Origin of the sequence: Asaia sp. SF2.1, from assembly GCF_000505765.1 — a bacterium.
Taxonomy (GTDB): Bacteria; Pseudomonadota; Alphaproteobacteria; order Acetobacterales; family Acetobacteraceae; genus Asaia; species Asaia bogorensis.
Genome location: NZ_AYXS01000043.1, coordinates 1 through 1,555, shown reverse-complemented (window position 1 = coordinate 1,555; position 1,555 = coordinate 1). Strand labels below are relative to the sequence as shown.

Below are 1,555 nucleotides of genomic sequence, written 5' to 3'. Positions count from 1 at the left end.
CGGTCAGCATTGTAACGATGCCGATGAATGCTGCGCCCATCAGGTACCAGGCGGGCATGTCCAGATATGTTGTCTTCTTTACCAGCCAGGCCATCAGGAGCGGTGTCGTCCCGCCGAAGAGAGAAACGGACAAGTTGAATGCTACCGAGAGGGCCGTATAGCGAATCGGGGTGTAGAACAATGCTGGCAATGTAGATGGCATGGAGCTCGTGAACCCGGCCAGGGCAATGCCGAGCAGCATCAATCCCATAAAGATCAAGCTATCGGAATGACTCTGGATCAGATGGAAACACGGGATTGCAAGAAGTAGTAAGGCAGCTGAAGCGCCCAGGATCATTGGGCGGCGCCCGATGCGATCGCTCAGGAAACCGCCAATGATATTGATCGGCATCATGAGGATCATCACGACGATGATGAGGATCAGGCCCTTGCTCTCTGCGTAGCCAAGAGAAACGGTCATATAGCTCGGGATGTAGGCGAGCAGCATATAATCAGTGACATTAAAAACGAGAACGAGGCCCACGCACTTCGCCAGTTGCCGCCAGTGCACGGCAAACAGGTGGCGCCAGCCCGGACGGGCATGCTCGCGCTGTTCGGCTTCGAGCGCATACGCTTTGAATGAGGGTGTCTCTTCCAGTCTTGTGCGGGCGTACAGGCCCAAAAGCCCCAGAGGTGCCGCGAGAAGAAAAGGAATACGCCATCCCCACGCGAGCATCGTCTCTTCGCTCAGACTCACCTGCAACAGCGTCACGAGACCAGCGCCGGCGACATATCCTGCAAGCGTACCGAACTCGAGCCAGCTTCCCATCAAGCCTCTACGACGATCGGTCGAGTATTCGGCGATGAACGTTGCGGCGCCTCCGTATTCTCCACCGGTCGAAAAGCCCTGAACAAGGCGCGCTGCAAGCAGGGCTATCGGGGCCCAAATACCGATAGTGGCGTAGGAGGGAATCAAACCGATCGCAAAAGTCCCAAGCGCCATGGCAATCATCGTGGCGGCCAGCACTCGCTGCCGACCGTATTTATCACCGAGCGGACCGAAAATGACTCCACCGATAGGCCGTATGAGGAAGGCGATCGAGAACGTGGCGAGCGTGGCAATCAGGCTTATCGAGGCGTCGGTGTCTGGGAAAAAGACCTTGCCCAATGTCACGGCGATATAGCCGTAGACCCCGAAATCGAACCACTCCATGGCATTACCCAATGCCGCGGCACCGACGGCACGCCTGAGCATGTCAGAGTCGACTACGGTGATATCCTGATGGTTGAGCTGGCGCCTGTGTTTGAACCATCCGAGATGTGGATGAGAACTTGGATCTTTCGTCATTGAGCAGGCTCCCTGCCTGGTTTGAGGGAGCGGTTTTTGCTGCAGGGTACGAACCCCGCATTCACTGACATCAAGGAAATCATGCAGTTACAATATCAGGAACCCCTTAAGATGTCGAAAATGTAATCTGTCCCGACTGGTGGGCAGACACTTTCGGCGGCTCCAAGACGGCCCGCGTCCGGGCCATCCGGACCCGCGAAACCCCGCCCCGCCGACCCCGAGGGGCGG

1 protein-coding gene is annotated in these 1,555 nt (G+C 57.1%); it reads right to left on the bottom strand.

Annotation, left to right across the window (positions count from 1 at the left end; all coding sequences use genetic code 11):
* Window positions 1–1,327: glycine betaine/L-proline transporter ProP (gene proP / locus P792_RS32245; RefSeq protein ID WP_031241278.1), on the bottom strand; the 1,327-nt coding region annotated here is incomplete at its 3' end.
* Window positions 1,328–1,555: the final 228 nt, after the last annotated feature.